This window comes from Citrobacter sp. Cpo142, from assembly GCF_030332425.1.
Lineage (GTDB): Bacteria > Pseudomonadota > Gammaproteobacteria > Enterobacterales > Enterobacteriaceae > Citrobacter > Citrobacter portucalensis.
In genome coordinates, this window is the sequence record NZ_JAOWHW010000142.1 from 36,714 (window position 1) to 56,342 (window position 19,629).

The 19,629-nt window shown below is 52.9% G+C and carries 18 protein-coding genes; 14 read left to right on the forward strand and 4 right to left on the reverse strand.

The genetic code is table 11. The features are described 5' to 3' along the window. Position 1 precedes the first annotated feature (1 nt). The 13 genes from amiB to OGY18_RS21500 all read left to right on the forward strand — a co-directional run bounded on the left by amiB (position 2) and on the right by OGY18_RS21500 (position 15,741). Positions 2-1,333 (forward strand): N-acetylmuramoyl-L-alanine amidase AmiB, encoded by a 1,332-nt coding sequence (gene amiB, locus OGY18_RS21440; protein WP_003830500.1) that lies wholly within the window; start codon positions 2-4, stop codon positions 1,331-1,333. A gap of 9 nt (positions 1,334-1,342) precedes the next feature. After that, on the forward strand, positions 1,343-3,229 hold the full coding sequence (gene mutL, locus OGY18_RS21445) for a DNA mismatch repair endonuclease MutL (RefSeq protein ID WP_126319455.1): 1,887 nt from the start codon (positions 1,343-1,345) through the stop codon (positions 3,227-3,229). Continuing rightward, positions 3,222-4,172 (forward strand): tRNA (adenosine(37)-N6)-dimethylallyltransferase MiaA, encoded by a 951-nt coding sequence (gene miaA, locus OGY18_RS21450; protein ID WP_003830497.1) that lies wholly within the window; start codon positions 3,222-3,224, stop codon positions 4,170-4,172. The genes mutL and miaA overlap by 8 nt, the downstream gene beginning before the upstream one ends. Positions 4,173-4,256: 84 nt before the next feature. Further along, positions 4,257-4,565, forward strand: coding sequence for an RNA chaperone Hfq (gene hfq, locus OGY18_RS21455; protein ID WP_003025584.1), 309 nt, complete (start codon positions 4,257-4,259; stop codon positions 4,563-4,565). Positions 4,566-4,639: 74 nt separating this feature from the next. After that, a complete protein-coding gene (hflX, locus tag OGY18_RS21460; RefSeq protein WP_003830495.1) occupies positions 4,640-5,920 on the forward strand; it encodes a ribosome rescue GTPase HflX in 1,281 nt (426 codons plus the stop codon). A 189-nt stretch (positions 5,921-6,109) separates the two neighbouring features. Continuing rightward, the gene (hflK, locus tag OGY18_RS21465) at positions 6,110-7,363 is read left to right on the forward strand and encodes an FtsH protease activity modulator HflK (protein WP_063941660.1); all 1,254 of its coding nucleotides are present in this window, start codon (positions 6,110-6,112) and stop codon (positions 7,361-7,363) included. Positions 7,364-7,365: 2 nt separating this feature from the next. Beyond that, positions 7,366-8,370: a protease modulator HflC gene (gene hflC, locus OGY18_RS21470; protein WP_003830491.1), complete on the forward strand. Its 1,005-nt coding sequence runs from the start codon at positions 7,366-7,368 to the stop codon at positions 8,368-8,370. An 82-nt stretch (positions 8,371-8,452) separates the two neighbouring features. Further along, positions 8,453-8,650 (forward strand): DUF2065 domain-containing protein, encoded by a 198-nt coding sequence (locus tag OGY18_RS21475; RefSeq protein WP_003025602.1) that lies wholly within the window; start codon positions 8,453-8,455, stop codon positions 8,648-8,650. 102 nt (positions 8,651-8,752) lie between these two features. After that, positions 8,753-10,051 (forward strand): adenylosuccinate synthase, encoded by a 1,299-nt coding sequence (gene purA, locus OGY18_RS21480; RefSeq protein ID WP_003025606.1) that lies wholly within the window; start codon positions 8,753-8,755, stop codon positions 10,049-10,051. 216 nt (positions 10,052-10,267) lie between these two features. Then, positions 10,268-10,693: a nitric oxide-sensing transcriptional repressor NsrR gene (gene nsrR / locus OGY18_RS21485; RefSeq protein ID WP_003830485.1), complete on the forward strand. Its 426-nt coding sequence runs from the start codon at positions 10,268-10,270 to the stop codon at positions 10,691-10,693. Positions 10,694-10,731: 38 nt separating this feature from the next. Continuing rightward, positions 10,732-13,194, forward strand: coding sequence for a ribonuclease R (rnr, locus tag OGY18_RS21490; protein WP_126319451.1), 2,463 nt, complete (start codon positions 10,732-10,734; stop codon positions 13,192-13,194). A gap of 72 nt (positions 13,195-13,266) precedes the next feature. Beyond that, complete coding sequence (rlmB, locus tag OGY18_RS21495; protein WP_126319449.1) at positions 13,267-13,998, forward strand: 23S rRNA (guanosine(2251)-2'-O)-methyltransferase RlmB; 732 nt, start codon at positions 13,267-13,269, stop codon at positions 13,996-13,998. Between the two features lie 120 nt (positions 13,999-14,118). After that, a complete protein-coding gene (locus OGY18_RS21500) occupies positions 14,119-15,741 on the forward strand; it encodes an isovaleryl-CoA dehydrogenase (protein WP_286554304.1) in 1,623 nt (540 codons plus the stop codon). Between the two features lie 86 nt (positions 15,742-15,827). On the opposite strand, the gene yjfN is transcribed toward OGY18_RS21500, so the two are convergent. Together yjfN and bsmA are read right to left on the reverse strand one after the other, a co-directional pair. Continuing rightward, entirely contained in the window at positions 15,828-16,103 is a 276-nt protein-coding gene (yjfN, locus tag OGY18_RS21505; protein WP_003830465.1) for a DUF1471 family protease activator YjfN, read from the reverse strand. A gap of 147 nt (positions 16,104-16,250) precedes the next feature. Next, a complete protein-coding gene (bsmA, locus tag OGY18_RS21510; RefSeq protein ID WP_057066585.1) occupies positions 16,251-16,580 on the reverse strand; it encodes a biofilm peroxide resistance protein BsmA in 330 nt (109 codons plus the stop codon). Positions 16,581-16,761: 181 nt separating this feature from the next. Here bsmA and yjfP point away from each other — a divergent pair, with 181 nt between their 5' ends. Next, a complete protein-coding gene (gene yjfP / locus OGY18_RS21515; protein WP_063941654.1) occupies positions 16,762-17,511 on the forward strand; it encodes an esterase in 750 nt (249 codons plus the stop codon). Here the strand turns inward: yjfP and ulaR are convergent. Together ulaR and ulaG are read right to left on the reverse strand one after the other, a co-directional pair. After that, entirely contained in the window at positions 17,508-18,263 is a 756-nt protein-coding gene (gene ulaR, locus OGY18_RS21520; protein WP_003025646.1) for an HTH-type transcriptional regulator UlaR, read from the reverse strand. The two genes, yjfP and ulaR, sit on opposite strands and share 4 nt — an antisense overlap. Before the next feature lie 106 nt (positions 18,264-18,369). After that, entirely contained in the window at positions 18,370-19,434 is a 1,065-nt protein-coding gene (ulaG, locus tag OGY18_RS21525; protein WP_003025649.1) for an L-ascorbate 6-phosphate lactonase, read from the reverse strand. Between the last annotated feature and the right edge of the window lie 195 nt (positions 19,435-19,629).

A 19,629-nucleotide genomic window follows, 5' to 3' on the forward strand; every position in this document is an offset into this window, starting at 1 on the left:
GATGATTTATCGCATCAGAAACTGGTTGATGGCAACCCTGGTCCTGCTGTGCGCGCAGGCAGGGGCCGCCAGCCTCTCCGATCTTCAGGTATCTAATGGCGATCAACAGGCGCGGATTACGCTGAGCTTTATTGGCGATCCTGAATATGCCGTTTCGCAGGACGGGAAACGAACCGTCGCGCTGGATATTAAACAAACCGGAGTGATTCAGGGATTACCGCTGCTGTTTAGCGGCAATAATCTGGTGAAATCTATCCGTTCCGGCACGCCAAAAGATGCGCAGTCTCTGCGACTGGTGGTGGATTTAACCGAGAACGGTAAAGCCGAAGCAGTAAAACGCCAGAACGGCGGCAATTATACCGTCGTGTTTACCATCAACGCTGATGCGCCACCGCCGCCGCCTCCACCTCCCGTGGTTGCAAAGCGTGTTGAAGCGCCGATTGTTGCCCCACGTCCTGTCGAGCCAGCGCGCAATCCATTTAAAGCGGAAAACGATCGCACTACGGCTGTGACTAACAGCAATACCTCTACGCGCCCTGCGGCGCGCGCCAGTTCCAGCAACGGCGATAAAGTGGTGATTGCCATTGATGCCGGACACGGTGGACAGGATCCTGGCGCTATTGGTCCTGGCGGCACGCGTGAGAAAAACGTCACGATTGCCGTGGCGCGCAAGCTGCGCAGTTTGCTCAATGATGACCCGATGTTTAAAGGCGTCCTCACTCGTGATGGTGATTACTTTATCTCGGTGATGGGGCGTTCAGACGTCGCGCGTAAACAAAACGCCAATTTCCTGGTTTCTATTCACGCGGATGCCGCACCAAACCGTGATGCCACAGGTGCTTCCGTTTGGGTGCTGTCAAACCGTCGGGCGAACAGTGAGATGGCCGGCTGGCTGGAACAGCACGAGAAGCAATCGGAGCTGTTGGGCGGCGCGGGCGATGTGCTGGCAAACAGCCAGTCCGATCCTTACCTCAGCCAGGCTGTACTGGATCTGCAGTTCGGTCATTCGCAACGCGTCGGGTATGATGTGGCGACCAGCATGATCGGCCAGTTAGAACGTATTGGTTCGATGCATAAGCGTCGCCCGGAACACGCTAGCCTCGGCGTACTGCGTTCGCCTGATATTCCGTCAGTGCTGGTTGAAACCGGCTTTATCAGTAACAACAGCGAAGAACGTCTGCTGGCGAGCGATGATTACCAGCAGCAACTGGCTGAGGCGATTTACAAAGGATTGCGTAACTATTTCCAGGCGCACCCGATGCAAACCGGGCCGCAGGGCGCACCGGCGCAAACCGCCAGCGCCATATCGCCGGGTAACACGTTAACAAATTAAGGATTAGCCATGCCGATTCAGGTTCTACCGCCACAGCTGGCGAACCAGATTGCCGCAGGCGAGGTGGTAGAGCGGCCTGCGTCAGTGGTGAAAGAGCTGGTGGAAAACAGCATTGATGCCGGTGCGACGCGCATTGATATCGATATTGAACGCGGCGGCGCGAAGCTTATCCGTATTCGTGACAACGGCTGTGGGATTAAAAAAGACGAGCTGGCGTTGGCGTTGGCGCGTCATGCCACCAGTAAAATAGCCTCGCTTGACGATCTTGAAGCCATCGTGAGCCTCGGATTTCGCGGCGAAGCGCTGGCCAGTATCAGCTCCGTGTCTCGCTTAACCCTGACGTCGCGTACGCAAGAACAACCCGAAGCCTGGCAGGCGTATGCCGAAGGGCGTGACATGGATGTCACAGTTAAACCCGCTGCGCATCCGGTGGGAACCACGCTGGAGGTGTTAGATCTGTTCTACAACACCCCGGCGCGGCGCAAATTTATGCGCACCGAGAAAACCGAATTTAATCATATCGACGAGATTATTCGCCGCATTGCGCTGGCACGTTTTGATGTGACGATTAATTTGTCGCACAACGGCAAAGTGGTGCGACAGTACAGGGCAGTGGCCGCGGATGGGCAGAAAGAGCGCCGGCTGGGTGCGATTTGCGGCACGCCATTTCTGGAGCATGCGCTGGCGATCGAATGGCAGCATGGCGATTTAACATTGCGTGGCTGGGTGGCCGATCCTAACCACACAACGGCAGCACTGGCAGAAATCCAGTACTGCTATGTGAATGGTCGGATGATGCGTGACCGGCTGATCAACCATGCTATCCGCCAGGCTTGTGAAGATAAGCTGGGAGCCGATCAACAGCCCGCATTTGTGCTGTATCTGGAAATCGATCCGCATCAAGTGGATGTCAACGTACACCCAGCTAAACATGAGGTCCGTTTCCATCAATCTCGCCTGGTGCACGATTTTATTTACCAGGGCGTGTTGAGCGTCCTGCAACAGCAGCTTGAAACGCCGCTGCCGTTGGCTGATAACGACGAACCCGCCCCAAGGCACATCCCGGAAAACCGCGTAGCTGCTGGACGCAACCATTTTGCCGAGCCTGCTCCCGCGCGTGAACCTGCGACACCGCGGTACTCAGCATCCGCTGGTGCTGGAAGTGGCAGTAGCGGTGGCAGTAGTAGTGGCGGTGGCCGTCAGGCGGGAGCCAGTTGGCCTCATGCTCAACCCGGATACCAAAAGCAGCAGGGCGAAATCTATCAGCAACTGATGCAGACGCCGGCTCCAACGCGGAAAACGCCGGTCTCTGAAACGTCATCGACGCCTCTGACTGGCAGTAGTCAGGGCTTTGGCCGGGTGCTAACGATTGTTGGTGCAGACTGCGCGTTACTCGAGTGCGATGGCCATATTCAGTTGTTGGCATTGCCGGTGGCTGAGCGTTGGCTGCGTCAGGCGCAGTTAACGCCGGGTCAGGGAACGGTTTGTGCTCAACCGTTACTGATCCCTTTACGTCTAAAAGTGACCGCCGATGAAAAAGCGGCACTGCAAAAAGGACAGAGCCAACTGGCTGAGTTGGGCATTGAATTTCAGCTGGATGCGCAGCATGTGACCATCCGGGCTGTGCCTTTACCCTTACGCCAACAAAATTTACAAATCTTGATTCCTGAACTGATAGGCTACCTGGCGCAGCAATCCGTATTCGAGCCGGGCAATATTGCACAGTGGATCGCACGTAACCTGATGAGCGAGCATCCACAGTGGAGCATGGCACAGGCGATTACGCTGTTAGCGGATGTTGAGCGGCTCTGCCCGCAACTCGTGAAGGCACCGCCGGGTGGTCTGTTACAACCTGTTGATTTACATTCGGTAATGAATGCCCTGAAACATGAGTGATACCCGTAAGGCGAGCCTGCCAAAGGCGATTTTTTTGATGGGGCCAACGGCCTCCGGTAAAACGGCATTAGCAATTGAATTGCGTAAAGTTTTGCCCATAGAGTTGATAAGCGTTGATTCCGCCCTTATTTACAAGGGGATGGATATCGGTACAGCCAAGCCTGATGCAGCTGAATTACAAGCCGCGCCGCACCGATTGTTGGATATCCGCGATCCGTCGCAAGCGTACTCCGCTGCGGATTTTCGTCGCGATGCGTTAGTCGAGATGGCCGACATCACCGCCGCGGGGCGTATCCCGTTGCTGGTGGGCGGCACAATGTTATATTTCAAAGCCTTGCTTGAAGGACTGTCGCCGTTACCGTCGGCGGACCCGGAAGTCAGGGCCAGAATTGAGCAGCAGGCGGCAGAGCAGGGTTGGGACGCGTTACACCGACAGCTTCAGGACATCGATCCCGTGGCTGCGGCGCGTATTCATCCAAATGATCCGCAAAGACTTTCCCGGGCACTGGAAGTTTTTTTCATTTCGGGTAAAACTTTAACGGAGCTGACGCAAACGTCAGGAGATGCTTTGCCGTATCAGGTGCATCAGTTTGCAATCGCCCCGGCGAGCCGTGAACTGCTCCATCAGCGAATTGAGCAGCGTTTTCATCAGATGTTAGCTTCAGGTTTTGAAGCAGAAGTCCGGGCGCTTTTTGCCCGTGGAGATTTGCATACGGATTTGCCTTCCATTCGTTGTGTAGGGTATCGCCAGATGTGGTCATACATTGAAGGTGAAATTTCATACGATGAAATGGTTTATAGAGGTGTTTGCGCCACGAGGCAGTTGGCGAAGCGACAGGTAACCTGGTTGCGTGGTTGGGAAGGGGTGCACTGGCTTGACAGTGAAAAGCCTGACCAGGCGCGAAACGAAGTATTACAGGTTGTTGGTGCTATCGCGAACTGAATGTGTACAATTGAAACGTATCGTGCGCAATTTTTCAGAATCGAAAGGTTCAAAGTACAAATAAGCATATAAGGAAAAGAGAGAATGGCTAAGGGGCAATCTTTACAAGATCCGTTCCTGAACGCACTGCGTCGGGAACGTGTTCCAGTTTCTATTTATTTGGTGAATGGTATTAAGCTGCAAGGTCAAATCGAGTCTTTTGATCAGTTCGTGATCCTGTTGAAAAACACGGTCAGCCAGATGGTTTATAAGCACGCGATTTCTACTGTTGTCCCGTCTCGTCCGGTTTCTCATCACAGCAATAATGCCACCGGCGGCACAGGCAGCAACTACCATCACGGTAGCAACGCGCAAGGTTCATCTGCGCAACAGGACAGCGAAGAAACCGAATAAGGTTATTAGCTGTTTTACATACGGGGAGCCAGCGATCCTGCGTTCCCCGTTGATTTATATTAAGGGGTTGACGCTTGTTTGACCGTTATGATGCCGGTGAGCAGGCGGTACTGGTACACATCTATTTTTCGCAAGACAAAGATATGGAAGACCTCCAGGAGTTTGAATCTCTGGTTTCTTCCGCCGGTGTCGAAGCAATGCAGGTGATTACCGGGAGCCGTAAAGCACCGCACCCGAAGTATTTTGTTGGTGAAGGTAAGGCAATCGAAATTGCCGAAGCCGTAAAAGCGACTGGCGCTGCGGTGGTGATTTTTGATCATGCTCTAAGCCCTGCCCAGGAACGTAACCTGGAACAGTTGTGCCAGTGTCTTGTTATCGACAGGACTGGTCTCATTTTAGATATTTTTGCCCAGCGTGCGCGAACCCATGAGGGTAAGTTGCAGGTTGAGCTGGCGCAGTTGCGCCATATGGCTACGCGTCTGGTCCGTGGCTGGACTCACCTTGAACGGCAAAAGGGCGGGATTGGTTTGCGCGGTCCGGGTGAAACCCAGCTCGAAACCGACCGTCGTTTGCTGCGTAATCGCATTTTGCAGATACAGTCGCGCCTGGAAAAAGTTGAAAAGCAACGTGAGCAGGGGCGACAGTCGCGCAAGAAAGCGGATGTCCCAACCGTATCACTGGTGGGATATACCAACGCCGGAAAATCCACCCTGTTCAACCAGATCACCGAAGCCCAGGTCTACGCAGCGGATCAGCTGTTTGCGACCCTGGACCCGACGCTACGCAGAATAGACGTTGCGGACGTGGGTGAGACAGTGCTGGCGGATACCGTTGGGTTTATCCGTCATTTGCCGCACGACCTGGTGGCGGCGTTTAAGGCCACCTTGCAGGAAACACGTCAGGCGACATTGCTGCTGCACGTTATTGATGCAGCAGACTTTCGTGTGCAGGAAAACATTGAGGCCGTCGATACGGTGCTCGAAGAGATCGATGCGCATGAGATCCCGACTCTGCTGGTGATGAATAAAATCGATATGTTGGATGACTTTGAGCCGCGTATCGACAGAGATGAAGAGAATAAACCCATTCGCGTTTGGGTATCAGCGCAAACGGGGATTGGTATACCACAACTTTTTCAGGCTTTGACTGAGCGACTTTCCGGTGAGGTGGCGCAGCATACGTTGCGTTTGCCGCCGCAGGAAGGGCGTTTGAGAAGCCGGTTTTATCAACTTCAGGCAATAGAAAAAGAGTGGATGGAGGAGGACGGCAGCGTAGGTCTGCAGGTTCGTATGCCGATCGTAGACTGGCGTCGCCTCTGTAAACAAGAACCGGCACTGGAAGACTATGTTGTCTGATCTGACGGATATGGCCTGAAGATTTTTTCGCCTCTATACCTTGTGGATTTTGTGCGGCAGGAAGGCGGCAAGTCCTGAAATCTCCAGGAGCATAGTCAACTATGTGACTGGCGTTGAGGGACGCAGCCAACGCAACGGCAGCGCAAAAGACGCAGGTATAGCATCGCATAACAAATATGGAGCACAAAAATGGCGTGGAATCAGCCCGGTAATAACGGACAAGACCGCGACCCCTGGGGAAGCAGCAAACCTGGCGGCAACCCTGAGGGAAATGGAAACAAAGGTGGTCGCGAGCAGGGACCTCCCGATCTGGACGATATCTTCCGCAAACTGAGTAAAAAGCTCGGTGGTCTGGGTGGCGGTAAAGGTACAGGCTCTGGCGGTGGTAGTTCATCGCAAGGCCCGCGTCCGCAACTGGGCGGTCGAGTCTTTACTATTGCAGCGGCCGCTATCGTCATTATCTGGGCGGCTAGCGGTTTCTATACCATTAAAGAAGCGGAACGTGGCGTGGTGACACGCTTCGGTAAATTCAGCCATTTGGTTGAACCGGGTCTGAACTGGAAACCGACCTTTGTCGACGAAGTGACACCGGTCAACGTTGAAGCCGTGCGTGAACTTGCCGCATCCGGCGTCATGCTGACTTCTGACGAAAACGTCGTGCGCGTCGAAATGAACGTACAGTACCGCGTGACCGATCCGCAGCGTTACCTGTTTAGCGTAACCAGCGCGGATGACAGTCTGCGTCAGGCTACTGACAGCGCCCTGCGTGGGGTTATCGGTAAATACACCATGGACCGTATCCTGACCGAAGGGCGTACCGTTATTCGTAGCGACACCCAACGTGAACTGGAAGAAACGATCCGTCCGTACAACATGGGTATCACCCTGCTGGACGTCAACTTCCAGGCTGCACGTCCGCCGGAAGAAGTAAAAGCCGCGTTTGACGATGCTATCGCAGCACGTGAAAACGAACAGCAGTACATCCGTGAAGCGGAAGCGTACACCAACGAAGTTCAGCCGCGTGCAAACGGTCAGGCGCAGCGTATTCTGGAAGAAGCACGTGCGTATAAGACTCAGACCATCCTGGAAGCACAGGGTGAAGTGGCTCGCTTCGCAAAAATTCTGCCGGAATATAAAGCCGCACCGCAAATTACCCGCGAGCGTCTGTATATCGAAACCATGGAAAAAGTGCTGAGCAATACCCGCAAAGTCCTGGTTAACGATAAAGGTAGCAATCTTATGGTTCTGCCGCTGGATCAAATGCTGAAAGGTGGTAGTGCGCCAGCAACAAAGACTGACAGCAGTTCAAACCTGCTGCGTCTTCCGCCAGCAACGACTTCCAGCACTGGAGCAAGCAACACTTCGTCCACCAGTCAGGGCGATATTATGGACCAACGCCGCGCGAATGCGCAGCGTAACGACTACCAGCGTCAGGGGGAATAACGATGCGTAAGTCAGTTATTGCGATTATCATCATCGTTCTGGTAGTTCTGTTCATGTCTGTCTTTGTGGTCAAAGAAGGCGAGCGCGGTATTACTCTGCGCTTTGGTAAAGTTCTGCGTGACGATGAAAACAAGCCGCTGGTCGTTGCACCAGGCCTGCACTTCAAGATTCCGTTTATTGAATCTGTGAAGATGCTGGATGCGCGTATTCAGACCATGGACAACCAGGCCGATCGCTTTGTTACCAAAGAGAAGAAAGACCTGATCGTTGACTCCTACATCAAGTGGCGCATCAGTGACTTTAGCCGTTACTACCTGGCAACGGGCGGTGGCGATGTTTCTCAGGCGGAAGTCCTGCTGAAACGTAAGTTCTCTGACCGTCTGCGTTCTGAAATTGGTCGTCTGGACGTGAAGGACATCGTTACCGATTCCCGCGGTCGTCTGACCCTGGAAGTGCGTGACGCGCTGAACTCCGGTTCTGCTGGCACGGAAGATGAAGTGGCGACTCCGGCAGCAGATAGCGCGATTGCCGAAGCGGCTGAACGTGTTCAGGCTGAAACGAACGGTAAAGTACCGGTCATCAATCCGAACAGTATGGCGGCATTGGGCATCGAAGTGGTTGACGTGCGTATTAAGCAAATCAACCTGCCTGCTGAAGTGTCCGAGGCTATCTACAACCGTATGCGCGCTGAGCGTGAAGCGGTAGCGCGTCGCCATCGTTCACAAGGCCAGGAAGAGGCGGAAAAACTGCGTGCAACGGCTGACTATGAAGTCACTAAAACGCTGGCAGAATCTGAGCGTCAGGGCCGTATTATGCGCGGTGAAGGCGATGCAGAAGCCGCTAAGCTGTTTGCCGATGCGTTCAGTCAGGATCCTGACTTCTACGCCTTCATCCGTAGCCTGCGTGCTTACGAGAAGAGCTTTGAAGGGAATCAGGACGTGATGGTCATGAGCCCGGACAGCGATTTCTTCCGCTACATGAAGACACCAAATACCGCGACACGCTAATCGCGTTCCAGCGGTTTTAAAGCAGCAAAACCACCGGCATCTCCAGGGATGCGGTGGTTTTCTTTTTATATAAGGGCGATGGATGAATTCAACAATTTTGCTGGCGCTCGCGCTGGTTTTGGTGCTGGAAGGGCTGGGTCCGATGCTTTATCCCAGCGCATGGAAGAAAATGATCTCCGCAATGGCGCAACTTCCCGAAAATATTTTGCGTCGTTTTGGTGGAGGTCTTGTGGTTGCGGGCGTTGTGGTCTACTACATGTTGAGGAAAACGATTGGCTGATCAATAAGTAGACTAATTTGCGGATTTTCGCATGCAAAAAGTGCTGTATATCTGAAAAAGCGGTGGTAGAATCCATTTTTAAGCAAACGGTGATTTTGAAAAATGGGTAACAACGTCGTCGTACTGGGCACCCAATGGGGTGACGAAGGTAAAGGGAAGATCGTCGATCTTCTGACTGAACGGGCTAAATATGTTGTGCGCTACCAGGGTGGTCACAACGCAGGCCATACTCTCGTAATCAACGGTGAAAAAACCGTCCTCCATCTTATTCCATCAGGCATTCTTCGCGAAAACGTAATCAGCATCATCGGTAACGGTGTTGTTCTGTCTCCGTCCGCGCTGATGAAAGAAATGAAAGGACTGGAAGATCGTGGTATCCCGGTTCGCGAGCGCCTGCTGCTGTCTGAAGCTTGTCCGCTGATCCTTGATTATCACGTTGCGTTGGATAACGCTCGTGAGAAAGCGCGTGGCGAGAAAGCGATCGGTACTACCGGTCGTGGTATCGGTCCAGCTTATGAAGACAAAGTAGCTCGTCGCGGTCTGCGTGTTGGCGATCTGTTTGATAAAGCAACTTTCGCTGAAAAACTGAAAGAAGTGATGGAATATCACAACTTCCAGCTGGTGAATTTCTATAAAGTTGAAGCAGTTGACTACCAGAAAGTGCTGGATGATGTGATGGCTATCGCCGACATCCTGACCTCAATGGTTGTTGATGTTTCCGATCTGCTGGACCAGGCGCGTAAGCGTGGCGATTTCGTCATGTTTGAAGGTGCGCAGGGTACGCTGCTGGATATCGACCACGGTACCTATCCGTACGTAACGTCCTCCAACACCACCGCAGGTGGCGTGGCAACCGGCTCCGGCCTGGGTCCACGTTATGTGGACTACGTTCTGGGTATCATCAAAGCTTACTCTACTCGTGTAGGTGCGGGTCCGTTCCCGACAGAGCTGTTTGATGACGTTGGCGAGTTCCTGTGCAAACAAGGTAACGAGTATGGCGCGACCACCGGTCGTCGTCGTCGTACCGGTTGGCTGGATTCCGTTGCTGTACGCCGTGCAGTACAGATTAACTCCCTGTCTGGCTTCTGCCTGACCAAACTGGACGTACTGGACGGTTTGAAAGAGGTGAAAATCTGTGTTGCTTACCGTATGCCGGATGGCCGCGAAGTAACGACTACTCCGCTGGCAGCTGACGACTGGAAAGGTATCGAGCCGATTTACGAAACCATGCCGGGTTGGTCTGAATCCACCTTCGGCGTGAAGGAACGTAGCGGTCTGCCGCAGGCAGCGCTGAACTACATCAAGCGTATTGAAGAACTGACCGGTGTGCCGATTGATATTATCTCAACTGGCCCAGACCGTACTGAAACCATGATCCTGCGCGACCCGTTCGACGCATAATTCTGGTTATAGCGTAGCGTCAAACGGCGCTGCGCTTGCACTAATTTAGGCCGGATAAGGTGCTTTGCATCAGAATCCGGCTTAAAATCACGTAAGTTCCTCGCTTTTTTCCTTCCCGAACTGAAATAAATTAGCGACCTGGCTGGTGGCTGGTTTATCATCAATGTAATTAATACTACCAGGTTTATCCGTTTTATCCCTTTTCCTGAGGTTGATGTGCAGTTAACAAGTTTCACCGATTACGGATTACGTGCGCTAATCTACATGGCGTCACTTCCCGAAGGACGTATGACCAGTATTTCTGAGGTGACAGAAGTCTACGGCGTGTCCCGTAATCATATGGTCAAAATAATCAATCAACTTAGCCGGGCGGGCTTTGTTACTGCTATTCGAGGAAAAAATGGCGGTATCCGCCTGGGTAAACCCGCTAAGGATATTGGTATTGGTGATGTGGTTCGCGAGCTGGAACCCTTATCGTTGGTCAACTGTAGCAGCGAGTTTTGCCATATTACCCCGGCCTGTAGACTCAAACAGGCGCTTTCTAAAGCAGTGCAAAGTTTTCTCACGGAACTGGACAACTACACACTTGCTGATTTGGTTGAAAAGAATCAACCGCTTTATAAATTATTGCTGGTGGAGTAACGACTCCCGCCAGCAGCGATGATGACGGAGGAACCGACATGTCACAAGATCCTTTCCAGGAACGCGAAGCAGAAAAATACGCGAATCCTATCCCGAGCCGGGAATTTATCCTCGAACATTTAACTAAACGTGAAAAGCCGGCCAACCGCGATGAGCTGGCCGCTGAACTCAATATTGAAGGTGAAGAGCAGCAAGAAGCGCTGCGTCGTCGCCTGCGCGCGATGGAGCGTGACGGACAACTGGTCTTCACCCGTCGTCAATGCTATGCGCTGCCGGAGCGTCTCGACCTGCTGAAAGGTACCGTTATTGGCCACCGTGATGGCTACGGCTTTCTGCGCGTTGAAGGCCGCAAAGATGACCTGTATCTGTCCAGCGAGCAGATGAAAACCTGCATTCATGGCGATCAGGTGCTGGCACAGCCGCTGGGCGCGGACCGTAAAGGTCGCCGCGAAGCGCGTATTGTGCGCGTACTGGTGCCGAAAACCAGCCAGATTGTCGGCCGCTACTTCACCGATGCTGGTGTTGGGTTTGTCGTCCCAGACGACAGCCGCCTGAGCTTCGATATCCTGATCCCGCCGGAAGAGGTAATGGGCGCTCGTATGGGTTTTGTGGTCGTGGTTGAGCTGACCCAGCGCCCGACTCGCCGCACCAAAGCGGTGGGTAAAATTGTTGAAGTGCTGGGTGACAACATGGGAACCAGCATGGCCGTTGATATGGCCCTGCGTACTCATGAAATCCCATATATCTGGCCTCAGGCGGTTGAGAAACAGGTCGCCGGACTGAAAGAAGAAGTGCCGGAAGAGGCGAAAGTAGGACGTGTCGATCTGCGCGATCTGCCGCTGGTGACTATCGATGGCGAAGATGCGCGCGACTTCGACGATGCGGTTTATTGCGAGAAGAAACGCGGCGGTGGTTGGCGTTTATGGGTGGCGATTGCTGACGTAAGCTATTACGTTCGCCCGCCGACTCCGCTGGACCAGGAAGCTCGTAGCCGTGGCACATCCGTTTACTTCCCGTCGCAGGTTGTTCCGATGCTGCCGGAAGTGCTGTCTAACGGATTGTGTTCACTCAACCCGCAGGTGGACAGGTTGTGTATGGTCTGTGAAATGACCATTTCGTCGAAAGGCCGTTTAACCGGCTTTAAATTCTACGAAGCGGTCATGAGTTCCCACGCACGTCTGACCTACACTAAGGTCTGGCACATGCTGCAGGGCGACCAGGAGCTGCGTGAGCAGTACGCACCGCTGGTTAAACACATTGAAGAGCTGCATAACCTCTACAAAGTGCTGGATAAAGCCCGTGAAGAGCGTGGCGGTATCTCGTTTGAGAGTGAAGAAGCGAAGTTTATCTTCAATGCTGAACGCCGTATCGAGCGTATCGAGCAGACGCAGCGTAACGACGCGCACAAGTTGATTGAAGAGTGCATGATCATGGCGAACATCTCCGCGGCACGATTCGTTGAGAAAGCCAAAGAGCCAGCGCTGTTCCGTATTCACGATAAGCCGACGACCGAAGCGATTAACTCGTTCCGTTCCGTCCTGGCAGAGCTGGGGCTGGAGCTGCCTGGTGGCAACAAACCTGAGCCGCGTGATTACGCTGAACTGCTGGAGTCGATTGCTGACCGTCCTGACGCAGAAATGCTGCAAACCATGCTGCTGCGTTCGATGAAGCAGGCGATTTACGATCCGGAAAACCGTGGTCACTTTGGCCTGGCGTTGCAATCTTATGCGCACTTTACTTCACCGATCCGTCGTTACCCGGATCTCTCCTTGCACCGGGCGATTAAGTATCTGCTGGCGCAGGAGCAGGGCCATAAGGGCAACACCACGGAAACCGGTGGCTACCATTATTCGATGGAAGAGATGCTGCAACTGGGTCAGCACTGTTCGATGGCCGAGCGCCGTGCTGATGAAGCCACGCGCGATGTCTCTGACTGGCTGAAGTGCGACTTCATGCTGGACCAGGTGGGTAATGTCTTCAAAGGCGTGATTGCCAGCGTGACCGGATTTGGTTTCTTTGTCCGTCTCGATGAACTGTTTATCGATGGCTTGGTGCATGTCTCCTCTCTGGATAACGACTACTATCGTTTCGACCAGGTTGGGCAGCGCCTGACGGGGGAATCCAGCGGCCAGATGTATCGCCTGGGCGATCGCGTGGAAGTTCGCGTGGAAGCAGTCAACATGGACGAGCGTAAGATCGACTTCAGCTTGATCTCCAGCGAACGTGCGCCGCGTAATGAAGGTAAAACCGCCCGCGAAAAAGCCAAAAAAGGCGATGCGGGTAAAAATACCGGTAAACGTCGTCAGATGGGCAAAAAGGTGAATTTCGAGCCGGACAGCGCTTTCCGCGGCGAGAAGAAAGGCAGAGCCAAACCTCAGGCGGAAAAGAATGCGGCTGAGAAGAAAGGCGATAAAAAAGCGAAAAAGCCCTCGGCAAAAACGCTTAAAATTGCTGCCGCCACTAAAGCTAAACGTGCGGCGAAAAAGAAAGTCGCACAATAACAGCCATAGACTGTAAGTCGGGCAACCTTCGCGTTGCCCGGCGTTACGCATAAACTATTAACGAGTACATTCATGAGTGAAATGATTTACGGCATCCATGCGGTGCAGGCCCTGCTGGAACGTGCGCCTGAGCGCTTCCAGGACGTCTTTATTCTCAAAGGTCGTGAAGATAAACGCCTGCTGCCACTGATCCACGCACTGGAAGCACAGGGTGTTGTCATTCAACTGGCTAACCGTCAGTTTCTGGATGAGAAAAGCGAGGGTGCGGTACATCAGGGGATTATTGCTCGCGTGAAGCCGGGCCGTCAGTATCAGGAAAACGATCTGCCGGATCTGATTGCTACGCTCGATCAGCCGTTCTTATTGATCCTCGATGGCGTCACCGATCCGCATAACCTGGGCGCATGCCTGCGTAGCGCCGATGCCGCTGGCGTACATGCTGTAATCGTACCGAAGGATCGTTCCGCACAGTTGAATGCGACGGCGAAAAAAGTGGCCTGTGGTGCGGCAGAAAGCGTACCGCTGATCCGCGTGACCAACCTTGCGCGCACCATGCGTATGCTGCAGGAAGAGAATATCTGGATCGTCGGAACCGCAGGTGAAGCCGACCATACTCTCTATCAGAGCAAAATGACCGGTCGTCTGGCGCTGGTGATGGGCGCAGAGGGTGAAGGTATGCGCCGTCTGACCCGCGAACACTGTGACGAACTGATCAGCATCCCGATGGCAGGGAGCGTTTCGTCGTTGAATGTTTCAGTTGCGACGGGCATCTGCCTGTTTGAAGCTGTCCGCCAGCGTGGCTAATTTATTCTCTATGTCTCTTAAGCCATCCCTCGGGATGGCTTTTTTGTGACCTGAATCCCAGGCACTCTCTTGTCTGGCTGACCATACTTAAAGCGACGGCCATTGAAGGAGGGAGACACAATGCACTGGCAAACGCATACCGTTTTTAACCAACCTGTACCGCTCAATAACAGTAACTTATATTTGTCCGATGGCGCGCTGTGCGAAGCGGTTATCCGCGAAGGCGCTGGTTGGGACAGCGATCTTCTCGCCAGTATTGGTCAGCAGCTAGGGACTGCCGAGTCGCTCGAACTGGGCCGTCTGGCCAATGCTTTTCCACCTGAACTGTTGCGCTACGACCCGCAGGGGCAGCGGCTGGATGATGTGCGTTTTCATCCAGCCTGGCATTTGCTGATGCAGGGATTGTGCGCCAACCGCGTACATAATCTGGCCTGGGAAGAAGATGCGAGGCAGGGAACATTTGTTGCACGGGCCTCGCGTTTCATGCTGCATGCGCAGGTTGAAGCTGGCACGTTGTGTCCGGTGACCATGACTTTTGCCGCCACGCCGCTGTTACTTCAAATGTTACCCGCCCCCTTTCACGACTGGCTTACGCCGCTGCTAAGCGACCGTTATGACTCGCATTTACTGCCCGGAGGGCAAAAGCGTGGGCTGCTTATCGGCATGGGCATGACCGAGAAGCAGGGTGGTTCAGATGTGCTGAGCAATACCACTCAGGCAGAACGTCTTGCTGACGGCTCGTATCGGCTGGTGGGACATAAGTGGTTTTTCTCCGTGCCGCAAAGCGATGCCCATTTAGTGCTGGCCCAGGCTAAGGGAGGATTATCCTGCTTTTTTGTGCCGCGATTTTTACCTGACGGGCAGCGTAATGCTATCCGTCTTGAGCGATTGAAAGATAAGTTAGGCAACCGCTCCAACGCCAGCTGCGAGGTTGAATTCCACGATGCGATTGGCTGGCTATTGGGTGAAGAAGGGGAAGGTATACGCCATATCCTGAAAATGGGGGGGATGACGCGTTTTGACTGTGCGCTCGGCAGTCACGGTATGATGCGACGTGCTTTTTCCGTCGCGATTTACCATGCTCACCAGCGGCAAGTTTTTGGCAAGCCATTGATTGAACAACCGATGATGCGCCAAGTGTTAGGTCGGATGGCGCTCCAACTGGAAGGTCAAACGGCGTTACTGTTTCGACTGGCGCGGGCCTGGGACCGTCGTGCTGATGCTAAAGAAGCGCTGTGGGCCAGGTTGTTCACGCCAGCGGCGAAATTCTCCGTTTGCAAAAGCGGTATGCCATTTGTGGCAGAAGCGATGGAAGTGCTGGGTGGGATTGGCTATTGCGAGGAGAGCGAGCTGCCGCGTTTGTATCGTGAAATGCCGGTAAACAGTATCTGGGAAGGCTCTGGCAACATTATGTGCCTTGATGTATTGCGGGTACTGACAAAACAACCCCGCATATACGATATGCTCAGTGAAGCCTTTGCGGAAGTCAAAGGGCAAGACCGACATTACGATCGAATGGTGCGTCAGCTCCAGCAGCGTTTACGTAAACCCAGCGAGGCATTGGGGCGGGAGATTACGCAGCAGCTTTTCCTGCTTGGTTGCGGAGCGCAGATGTTGCGCTATGCCTCTCCACCAGTGGCGCAGGCCTGGTGCCAAATTATGCTTGATACGCGGGGGGGACTACGATTGTCTGAGCAGGTGCTGAACGATTTGCTTCTGCGGGCAACGGGGGGATTACGTTAATAATATGCCTGATGGCGACGCTTTCGCGTCTTATCATGTCTACAGTTCACTGTAGGTCAGATAAGTTTACGCCATCCGGCAATGTGTTAAGCATAGAGTATGGCCTGTACGCGCCAGTTGTCGGGCTGCTGATCTTCGTACATTTGAATGATCCGATACCATGAGGCACCTTGTTCATCCGCTTTTAACGCGACAACACGTTCTACATCCTGCGGATTTCCTGCAATGTTACTGACAGATATCTGGCCAATTTCGTTCAGGCCAGTAACACAGTCAGCACTGGCGAATTCGGCAGACTGCGCCGTAGTACCTACCAGTCCGGCAGAAAGCAGCAGTGAGGATAAGGCAAGTGATTGTTTCATCGTCAGCTCCATTATTCGTACCCCTACACACGGCAGGGCATTCCATCGCGATAATAAACCTCAAGCTTCCTGCTGTTGGTTTATTGTGCACAGGTAAACGCATAGGGGCGCAAAGCAATGTAAAGCTGACTAAATTTCAACCCAATGTTATTTACGATACAAAATAGCCTGTGAATACCATTGGCCTGTCACGATAGTTTCATCCACTAATAAAACCACGTAGTAATCAGCTTTAGCCGCGGCGGCTTTGGCACGGATCTCTGCCAGCGCATCATCCGGAGAGCCTCTTACCAGCGCGCTAACCGTCCCTAATCGCTGTAACCCATTACTCTGGTCACGGCGGATCTCCTGCGGGTGGTCGGCAACGGGCGGTGCGGGTTGCGGCGTTCCCTGTAGCACGCTACAGGCGCTTAAAAACATAACCAACAACAAAGAGGCAAACCGACGCATAACTCTATCTCGTTTCCTGATAGCCATAGTGTAGTGCCTTATTAATTTCCCTTTAGGGGAATGTTCCCGAATTGTTATCTCTCACGCGATTTTCGAATGAAAATGTTGCGAAAGCGTAACCCAGTTCTCAACATTATGAATCATTGCCGAACACATTCGCTTGCGTTAAGTATTGCTGCATGGCATACCAGAAAGAAAGAGGCGACAAATGATCGAAATTGAAACACGACAGTTGGCGGGTATACCTGTCCTGCACGCCGTTCCGGCTGGCAAACGCGAATGTTCACTCCCTTGTGTTATCTTCTATCACGGGTTTACCTCTTCAAGCCTGGTTTACAGCTATTTTGCCGTTGCGCTGGCTCAGGCCGGGTTCCGTGTCGTCATGCCAGATGCGCCCGACCATGGCGCTCGCTTCAAAAGCGATGCCAGGGTGCGAATGCGCCGCTTCTGGCATATTTTGCAGCAAAATATGCAGGAGTTTACGACGTTACGTGCGGCGCTGGAGGCGGAAAATTGGCTTTCAGATGAGCGGCTTGCCGTCGGTGGGGCGTCGATGGGGGGAATGACAGCATTGGGCATAATGGCGCGCCATCCTGAGGTTAAATGTGTAGCCAGCCTGATGGGTTCAGGCTATTTTACCCGGCTTGCGCAGACGCTTTTTCCCCCTTTACTGGTTCAGACCCCAGAGCAGCAGGCGGAATTTGATGCCGTTATCGCCCCGCTTGCCGAATGGGATGTTACGCATCAGTTACCACGCCTCGCTGACAGGCCGTTGCTGCTGTGGCATGGACAGGATGATGATGTTGTACCGGCTGTTGAAACCTTCCGCTTACAGCAAGCGCTGATTCAGGCAGGTTTGGACAACAATCTGACCTGCCTGTGGGAAGCGGGCGTACGACATCGCATCACGCCAGAAGCGTTGGCCGCAACAGTGACGTTTTTCCGCCAGCACCTTTAAACGCGCATAATGCTCACGCCCTGAGCTTCAAGCTGTTGCAGAATCTCAGGGTTTGCATTTTTGCCAGTAATCAGCATGTCGATTTGGTCGGCGCGACTGAACAGCATTCCCGCACGTTCACCGACTTTACTGCTATCGACCAGTACCACCAGTTTGCCCACCACGTTAAGCATCTTCTGCTCGGCCATCGCGGTCAGCATATCCGTTTTATACAGTCCGTCCGCGGTCAACCCTTTGCCACTGGTGAACATCCAGTGCCCGGCATACAGGCTATTTTCACTGCCTTGCGGGCTAAGCGTGATGGATTGGCTTTTGTTATATTGCCCTCCCATGATGATCACGCTGTCATGCTCCTGGTCGATCAGATAGTTCGCCAGCGGCAGATAATTAGTGATGATCTGCACCGGCTTGCCGCACATTTCGCGACCCAGCAGAAAGGCGGTCGATCCGCAGTTGATCACCACGCTTTCACCTGCATTCACAAGCTGGGATGCCGCCTTGGCAATGCGAACTTTTTCATCGTGGTTCTGTGCCTGGTGCAGATTCATTGGCGTCCAGCGCGGTCGCTGCTGGGTAATAGCTTCTGCGCCGTTGCGGACTTTCTTGAGTTTGCCGCTTTCATCGAGTTTGTTGATGTCCCGGCGTGCTGTGGCGGGTGAAATCCCCAGACGCTCAATCACGTTCTCAACGGTAACAAAGCCCAACTGCGCCAGCATATCCAGCAATATTTGATGTCTTTGTGCTTCAGTCATGAGCTATTCCGATACAAATTGATTTGAAAAGATGATATTTGAAATAGCCTGGAAATACTAAAGTAAATGGGAAAAAATGCCGGGATGGCCCGGCATTTTGTGTGGATCACAAGAACGATTTAAACGGTAAATCCGGTTCAATCGTGAAGCAGTCGTCAAAGCCGCGCGGATAGTGATATTCAAAGTTATCTTTGTCCAGCGGCCAGGTGAACTTGCCACCCACCTGCCAGATAAAAGGCTTAAAGCCATACTTCAGCCGATCTTTTTTCATCTCCCAAAGTACGCGGATCTCCTGAGGATCGGCCTGGAAGTTTGACCAGATATCGTGATGGAAAGGGATCACCACTTTTGTATTCAGGGCCTCCGCCATACGCAGCATGTCGGAACTGGTCATTTTGTCCGTAATACCCCGTGGGTTCTCGCCGTAGGATCCGAGCGCGACGTCGATCTGGTGCTCATTGCCATGCTTTGCATAGTAGTTGGAGTAGTGTGAATCACCGCTGTGATAAAGCGTACCGCCCGGCGTTTTGAACAGATAGTTTACGGCGCGGGCATCCATACCATCCGGCAGCACGCCTGCCGCTTTTTGATCGGCAGGAAGCGTGATCAATGCCGTACGATCAAACGCATCAAGCGCATGAATTTCAATATCTTTCACTTTCACCACATCGCCAGGTTTTACCACGATGCAGCGCTCTTTTGGTACACCCCAACCGATCCACAGATCCACACAAGTCTGCGGTCCAATAAACGGCACGTCGTCGGCACAGTTCTGCATGACGGCTGCCGCAACATTTACGTCGATGTGATCGTTATGATCGTGCGTGGCCAGCACCGCATCGATCTGACGAATGGCAAACGGATCAAGAACAAACGGCGTGGTGCGCAGGTTTGGCTGCAGCTTCTTCACGCCCGCCATGCGTTGCATCTGGTGACCGGTTTTCATCAGCGGGTTACCGTGACTCTGTTTACCCGTACCGCACCAGAAATCGACGCAGACGTTAGTCCCGCCTTCCGACTTCAGCCAAATTCCAGTACAGCCGAGCCACCACATCGCGAAAGTGCCAGGTGCGACCTGTTCCTGCTCAATCTCTTCATTCAGCCAGCTTCCCCACTCCGGGAATGTGCTCAGAATCCATGATTCACGCGTGATGCTTTTTACTTTACTCATCGCAATTACCTTCATGTTTGTTCAATTTGAATCAAATTATGATTTGTTTTGATTGATACTGACATCATTTTCTCAAGAAGGCAATGCGCTGATTTTTGGTGTTGAATGGGAAAATGCGAACAAATTACAACGTGATAAGATGGTTTATATGAAATGTATTTTTGTATTTTATTGTTTTAAATGAATTTATTTTGA

What these genes read in the sequence shown, in the direction of transcription:
- amiB (WP_003830500.1), top strand. Translation starts at nt 2, where the DNA reads ATGATTTATCGCATCAGAAACTGGTTGATGGCAACCCTGGTCCTGCTG.
- mutL (WP_126319455.1), top strand. Translation starts at nt 1,343, where the DNA reads ATGCCGATTCAGGTTCTACCGCCACAGCTGGCGAACCAGATTGCCGCA.
- miaA (WP_003830497.1), top strand. Translation starts at nt 3,222, where the DNA reads ATGAGTGATACCCGTAAGGCGAGCCTGCCAAAGGCGATTTTTTTGATG.
- hfq (WP_003025584.1), top strand. Translation starts at nt 4,257, where the DNA reads ATGGCTAAGGGGCAATCTTTACAAGATCCGTTCCTGAACGCACTGCGT.
- hflK (WP_063941660.1), top strand. Translation starts at nt 6,110, where the DNA reads ATGGCGTGGAATCAGCCCGGTAATAACGGACAAGACCGCGACCCCTGG.
- hflC (WP_003830491.1), top strand. Translation starts at nt 7,366, where the DNA reads ATGCGTAAGTCAGTTATTGCGATTATCATCATCGTTCTGGTAGTTCTG.
- OGY18_RS21475 (WP_003025602.1), top strand. Translation starts at nt 8,453, where the DNA reads ATGAATTCAACAATTTTGCTGGCGCTCGCGCTGGTTTTGGTGCTGGAA.
- purA (WP_003025606.1), top strand. Translation starts at nt 8,753, where the DNA reads ATGGGTAACAACGTCGTCGTACTGGGCACCCAATGGGGTGACGAAGGT.
- rnr (WP_126319451.1), top strand. Translation starts at nt 10,732, where the DNA reads ATGTCACAAGATCCTTTCCAGGAACGCGAAGCAGAAAAATACGCGAAT.
- rlmB (WP_126319449.1), top strand. Translation starts at nt 13,267, where the DNA reads ATGAGTGAAATGATTTACGGCATCCATGCGGTGCAGGCCCTGCTGGAA.
- OGY18_RS21500 (WP_286554304.1), top strand. Translation starts at nt 14,119, where the DNA reads ATGCACTGGCAAACGCATACCGTTTTTAACCAACCTGTACCGCTCAAT.
- yjfN (WP_003830465.1), bottom strand. Translation starts at nt 16,103, where the DNA reads ATGAAACAATCACTTGCCTTATCCTCACTGCTGCTTTCTGCCGGACTG.
- bsmA (WP_057066585.1), bottom strand. Translation starts at nt 16,580, where the DNA reads ATGGCTATCAGGAAACGAGATAGAGTTATGCGTCGGTTTGCCTCTTTG.
- yjfP (WP_063941654.1), top strand. Translation starts at nt 16,762, where the DNA reads ATGATCGAAATTGAAACACGACAGTTGGCGGGTATACCTGTCCTGCAC.
- ulaR (WP_003025646.1), bottom strand. Translation starts at nt 18,263, where the DNA reads ATGACTGAAGCACAAAGACATCAAATATTGCTGGATATGCTGGCGCAG.
- ulaG (WP_003025649.1), bottom strand. Translation starts at nt 19,434, where the DNA reads ATGAGTAAAGTAAAAAGCATCACGCGTGAATCATGGATTCTGAGCACA.